Raw genomic sequence first — 5,768 nt, forward strand, 5'->3', positions numbered from 1 at the left:
TTGTTGTACCGCTTCTGGATTCATTTGTCCAATACTGCTACTAGAACTCGCAGCTTCAATACCAAAAATTGAAGTAATTACGAACAATAAAAATCCAGCAGAAATCATCCAAATAATAAATTGCAAAATACCTGCTAATGCATTTCCAACTATTTTCCCTAACATTAATTGAAAAGGTTTTACCGATGAAATTATAACTTCTATAATTCTACTTGTTTTTTCTTCAATAACACTTCTCATCACTGAAGTTCCATAAATAATGATAAACATAAAAATTAGATATCCGAAACCTCCTCCAGCAGCCATTCTCAATATACTTCCAATTTTTGACGATTTTTCTCCTGAAAAATTTTCTGTTAAAATATCAACATCCGTTTCAGCTTCCTTTATTTTTTGAACATCAACCTGAAGTTTTTCAATTTTCAAATTGCGTATTTTTTTCTCAAGCTTATTTTCAATCTCAGACAATAAAGATAAGCTTGGTGCATCTTCAGAATAAAACTGAATCCCTTTTGATAAATCCTTCAAACTATCATTTTTTGGTATATAAATTAAACCATAGTAAAACTCTCTCGTTTTATTTTTAGCCTCATCTAAACCTAATTCTGTTAAATTCACATATTTAATACCTTTTGTATCTTCAAACACCATTGATAACTGTTCTGATTCATCCACAAAAGCAACTTTTCTAATTTCTTCGCTATTTTTTTGATTTAGAAAAATTATTAACGAAAAAAGCCCTACCATTAATAACGGACTTAATACAGTTAAGATGATAAACGATTTATTTTTAACCTTTGCTAAAAATTCCCTTTTTATAATTAATTTTAATTTATCCATTATTTGCTACAGATTTTAGGAAAATATCGTTGACACTAGGAATCACTTCTGTGAAATGGGTAATTTGAGCATTGCTATTTAAAAACTGAATCATTTCGGTTGATGTTTCTCCTTTTTTTAAGCTTATAAGGAGACGTAAATCAGTATTAAAAGAAGACAATTTAGATTCTTCAACTGTAAATTTAGAATTGATAACCTTAAAAAGTTCATCTTTTTGATCACTTAATAAACCAACTTCAAACTGGTTTGTTCTGTATTCTTGCTTTATATCATTCAATTTACCATCTAATATTTTATTAGATTTGTTGATTAAAGCAATATGATCACATAATTCTTCCACTGATTCCATTCTATGTGTAGAAAATATAATACTTGCTCCTTCATCACGCAATTTTAATATTTCATCTTTAATTAAATTAGCATTAATAGGGTCAAATCCACTAAAAGGTTCATCAAAAATTAATAATTTAGGTTCATGAAGGACCGTTACAATAAATTGTACTTTTTGTGCCATTCCTTTTGAAAGCTCTTGAATTTTTTTATCCCACCAATCTGTAATTTCGAATTTTTCAAACCAATACTGCAGCTTTTTTTTAGCTTCAGTTTTAGACATTCCTTTTAATTGAGCTAAATATAAGACCTGTTCTCCTACTTTCATGCTTTTGTACAATCCTCTTTCTTCCGGTAAGTAACCAATATTTTGAATATGATGCGGTTGTAATGGTTCACCATCTAAAAAAATGGTTCCACTATCGGGTAAGGTAATTTGATTTATTATTCTAATTAGTGAAGTTTTTCCAGCTCCATTAGGACCCAATAAACCAAATACACTTCCTTCAGGCACAGAAATTGAAACGTTATTTAATGCTGTAAAATTTCCGTAATTTTTACAAACACTATCAACAGTTAAAATATTTTTCATTCTAAATTTTTTGATTCCGAGAACGAAAATAATTTTAATTTATTAGAATCTGGTTAAATTGCTACTAAAATTGTTATAACCTATCAACATATTTTTGTTGTATCGTTTTTAAAAATTCAACCGTCGCTTTTGGTTTTACAATTCGCAATATTTCAGTAATACCACCAATTTCATACAAAATCCCTTTTGCTATATCATAGTTCTTATCTGACATATTATTTTTAACTTCAAATGTAATTTTTCTGAAATCTGCCCAAGTCATATATCTTGGAACTTCCATATAATAAGTATTATCCTCATCTTTAGAATGATAGATACCTTTTTCTAATTCTTCAATATTAAAAAATCTATTAATTCTAATTAATGCATCAACATCATGAAATTTTTCACTTTTCGCAAAATCATAACCTTCATCAAAATAGTACTTTTGAATTTGTCCAATATCAGGATATCTATTAATGCCTTTTACTCTCACTCCATTTAACTTACGGTCATCTATGGTTATCTCACATTTAGCTCCCTGAAGTTGTAAATTATATGTATCATTAATTTTTTTTGTTACACGTAAAATTTTTTCAAAAGAATTTGGTGTTTTAGTTACAAAAATTATTGAATTTGGGTTTTCAACTTCTGTAAATCTTCCGTAATAATTTTTATAAGGATCAGGAACATTTATAACAAATGTTTTAGGTATCTTATTTTCATCAACTGTATCTATATTTTCTTGTATAATAATTTTACCTATAAGCTCTCTAGTTCCCATAATATTTATATTTTATTTAACGTTTTAAACATATCCTTTTTTTTTTAATAAAACAAGTAAAATTGCTACACAAAACATTTTTTTTAAATTTATTATGCACGCATAGTATTTTTTTATATATTTGAACAATGCAAAAAGAAAAAACAATAGACCATGCACTGCGAGCTACTTGGCAAGCAGTTGCTAAAATGTACAATGAGCAAGCTTCAAAACACGACAGCACGATGGCTATGGCTTTTGTTTTGTTAATGGTTGATAAAAAACATGGAACTCCGTCTACTTCATTAGGGCCCCTTATGGGAATGGAGCCAACAAGTTTTTCTCGAATTTTAAAGAATATGGAAGAAAAAGGATTTATTTATCGAGAAAAAAACCCTGATGATGGCAGAGGTGTTCTAATAAAACTTACGGAATTTGGTTTTGAAAAAAGAAATATTTCGAAACAACACGTAACCCAATTTAATGACACTATCAGAAAACACATTTCAGAAGAAAAAATAAAACACTTTTTTGAAGTTACAGAAACGATTGATAATTTAATAACGAATAAAAAGATTTTTTAAACTTAACCAACTAAATAAAAATATAAAAACCAGTAAAACAATGAAAAGACCAATAAAAAAAGTTGCAGTAATTGGTTCCGGTATTATGGGATCAGGAATTGCCTGCCATTTTGCAAACATTGGTGTAGAAGTTTTGTTACTCGATATTATTCCTCGTGAATTAAACGACGTAGAAAAAGCAAAAGGACTTACACTAGAAGATAAAGTTGTTCGCAACAGATTAGTGAATGATAGTTTAAAAGCATCATTAAAATCTAAGCCCTCACCTATTTACAATCAAAAATTTACAAGCAGAATTACCACCGGTAATTTAGAAGATGATATTGCTAAAATTAAACAGGTTGATTGGATTATTGAAGTTGTTGTTGAACGACTTGATATTAAACAATTAGTTTTTGAGAAGGTTGAAAAATATCGAACTCCTGGCACATTAGTTTCTTCAAACACATCAGGGATTCCTATTAAATTTATGAGTGAAGGAAGAAGTGATGATTTTAAACAGCATTTTGCAGTGACACACTTTTTTAATCCCGTTCGTTATTTAAAATTGTTCGAAGTTGTTCCCGGACCTCAATGCAAACAAGAAGTGACCGATTTCTTAATGATGTATGGTGAAAAATTCTTAGGGAAAACATCAGTTTTAGCTAAAGATACACCTGCATTTATTGGAAATAGAGTTGGGATTTTTGGAATTATGAGTTTATTCCATCAAGTGAAAGAATTAGGCTTAACTGTTGAAGAAGTTGATAAATTAACTGGCCCAGTAATTGGCCGTCCAAAATCTGCAACTTTTAGAACTGTTGATGTAGTAGGTTTAGATACACTTGTTCATGTTGCAAACGGAATTTATGAAAATTGTCCTGATGATGAAGCTCATGAATTATTTAAGCTTCCAGATTTCATCAGTACAATGATGGAAAACAAATGGTTAGGAAGTAAAACTAAACAAGGTTTTTATAAAAAAGTTGTAGAAAAAGGTAAAAAATCGATTCTATCTTTAGATTTAGAGACCTTAGAATATCGACCAAGTAAAAGAGCAAAATTCGCAACACTTGAAATGACTAAAACTATTGATTCTGTTATTGATAGATTTAGAGTTTTAATTAAAGGAAAAGATAAAGCCGGGGAGTTTTATAGAAAAAACTTTGCAGCAATGTTTGGGTACGTTCAAAACCGTATTCCTGAAATTTCAGATGAATTATATCGTTTAGATGATGCTATGAAAGCCGGTTTTGGCTGGGAACATGGTCCTTTCGAGATTTGGGATGCTATTGGTATTGAAAAAGGTATTGAATTAATGCAAGCTGAAAATATTCCTGTTGCCAATTGGGTAACTGTAATGCTGGAAGCTGGAAATAAGAATTTTTACGCTGTTAAAGATGGCGCTAAATATTACTATTCAATCCCATCAAAAAAACAAGAAAAAATTCCTGGTCAAGACAGTTTTATCATTCTTAACAATATTAGAGAAGCAAAAACTATTTGGTCAAATGCAGGAGCATCAATTCAGCATTTAGGGCAAGGAGTTTTAAATGTAGAATTTCAATCAAAAATGAACACTTTGGGTGGCGAGGTTTTACAAGCCATTAATAAGGGTATCGATTTAGCTGAAACTGAATACGATGCAGTAATTTTAGGAAATCAAGCTCCAAACTTCTCTGTTGGAGCGAATTTAGCAATGGCATTTATGATGGCAGTTGAGCAAGAATATGACGAGCTAAACATGTCAGTCAAATATTTCCAAGATACGGTAATGCGTTTACGCTATTCATCGTGTCCTACTATTATTGCACCACACGGTTATACCTTTGGGGGGGCATGTGAAATGAGTATGCACGCAGATAAAGTAGTTGCTGCTGCTGAAACTTATATTGGTTTAGTAGAGTTTGGTGTTGGTATTATTCCTGGAGGTGCTGGTTCAAAAGAAATGGCTTTAAGAGCTTCGGAAGGAGTATTAAAAGATGATGTGAAATTGAATAAGTTACGTGATTATTTTATCAACGTTGCAATGGCAAAAGTTGCAACATCAGCACACGAAGCATTTGATTTAGGTTTCCTAAAAGAACACAAAGATTTAGTTGTTGTAAACAAAGACCGCCAAATAGCAACGGCAAAAAGACATGCTATTCAAATGTTAGAAGATGGTTATACACAACCTGCTCCTAAAAAAGCATTAGTATATGGGCAACAAGCTTTAGGTATGTTTTTAGTGGGAACTGATAGTTTAGAAAAAGGACTTTATGCTTCTGAACACGATAAAAAAATAGCTAATAAATTAGGTTATGTAATGGCAGGTGGAGATTTATCTGAACCAACGTATGTATCTGAACAATACTTGTTAGATATTGAACGTGAAGCAATTATGAGTTTATTTACTGAGCGTAAAACATTAGAACGTATTGAACACATGTTAAAAACTGGTAAACCTTTAAGAAACTAAAAAAATGAAAACAGCATATATAGTACAAGGATATAGAACTGCGGTTGGTAAGGCGCCAAAAGGTGTTTTTCGATTTAAAAGACCCGATGAGTTAGCCGCTGAAACTATAGAACATTTGTTAAAAGATGTTCCACAATTAGACAAAACAAGAATTGACGATGTTATTGTTGGAAATGCAATGCCAGAAGCCGAACAAGGACTAAATATGGGCCGATTAGTCTCATTAATGGGTTTAAAAGT

5 protein-coding genes and 1 pseudogene are annotated in these 5,768 nt (G+C 30.7%); 3 read left to right on the top strand and 3 right to left on the bottom strand.

What is annotated here, in order from left to right; all coding sequences use genetic code 11:
- The 3 genes from HKP59_RS05905 to HKP59_RS05915 form a co-directional block, all read right to left on the bottom strand.
- On the bottom strand, nucleotides 1–840 hold an 840-nt coding region (locus tag HKP59_RS05905), incomplete at its 3' end, for an ABC transporter permease (RefSeq protein ID WP_291804504.1).
- Nucleotides 833–1,762 carry an ABC transporter ATP-binding protein gene (locus HKP59_RS05910; protein ID WP_291804507.1) on the bottom strand — a complete coding sequence of 310 codons (930 nt, stop codon included), beginning with the start codon at nucleotides 1,760–1,762 and terminating at the stop codon, nucleotides 833–835. The genes HKP59_RS05910 and HKP59_RS05905, both read right to left, overlap by 8 nt.
- Nucleotides 1,763–1,835: 73 nt before the next feature.
- Nucleotides 1,836–2,525 (bottom strand): hypothetical protein, encoded by a 690-nt coding sequence (locus HKP59_RS05915; protein WP_291804509.1) that lies wholly within the window; start codon nucleotides 2,523–2,525, stop codon nucleotides 1,836–1,838.
- A gap of 128 nt (nucleotides 2,526–2,653) precedes the next feature.
- Between HKP59_RS05915 and HKP59_RS05920 the strand changes: the two genes are divergently transcribed.
- The 3 genes and pseudogenes from HKP59_RS05920 to HKP59_RS05930 form a co-directional block, all read left to right on the top strand.
- Nucleotides 2,654–3,088, top strand: a complete 435-nt coding sequence (locus tag HKP59_RS05920; RefSeq protein WP_291804511.1) for a MarR family winged helix-turn-helix transcriptional regulator — start codon at nucleotides 2,654–2,656, stop codon at nucleotides 3,086–3,088.
- A gap of 40 nt (nucleotides 3,089–3,128) precedes the next feature.
- Nucleotides 3,129–5,528 carry a 3-hydroxyacyl-CoA dehydrogenase/enoyl-CoA hydratase family protein gene (locus HKP59_RS05925; protein WP_291804513.1) on the top strand — a complete coding sequence of 800 codons (2,400 nt, stop codon included), beginning with the start codon at nucleotides 3,129–3,131 and terminating at the stop codon, nucleotides 5,526–5,528.
- Nucleotides 5,529–5,532: 4 nt separating this feature from the next.
- Nucleotides 5,533–5,768, top strand: a pseudogene (locus tag HKP59_RS05930) (acetyl-CoA C-acyltransferase); the annotation flags it as partial.

This window comes from Lutibacter sp. (assembly GCF_013041805.1).
Classification (GTDB): Bacteria; Bacteroidota; Bacteroidia; order Flavobacteriales; family Flavobacteriaceae; genus Lutibacter.

What these genes read in the sequence shown, in the direction of transcription:
- HKP59_RS05910 (WP_291804507.1), bottom strand. Translation starts at nt 1,762, where the DNA reads ATGAAAAATATTTTAACTGTTGATAGTGTTTGTAAAAATTACGGAAAT.
- HKP59_RS05915 (WP_291804509.1), bottom strand. Translation starts at nt 2,525, where the DNA reads ATGGGAACTAGAGAGCTTATAGGTAAAATTATTATACAAGAAAATATA.
- HKP59_RS05920 (WP_291804511.1), top strand. Translation starts at nt 2,654, where the DNA reads ATGCAAAAAGAAAAAACAATAGACCATGCACTGCGAGCTACTTGGCAA.
- HKP59_RS05925 (WP_291804513.1), top strand. Translation starts at nt 3,129, where the DNA reads ATGAAAAGACCAATAAAAAAAGTTGCAGTAATTGGTTCCGGTATTATG.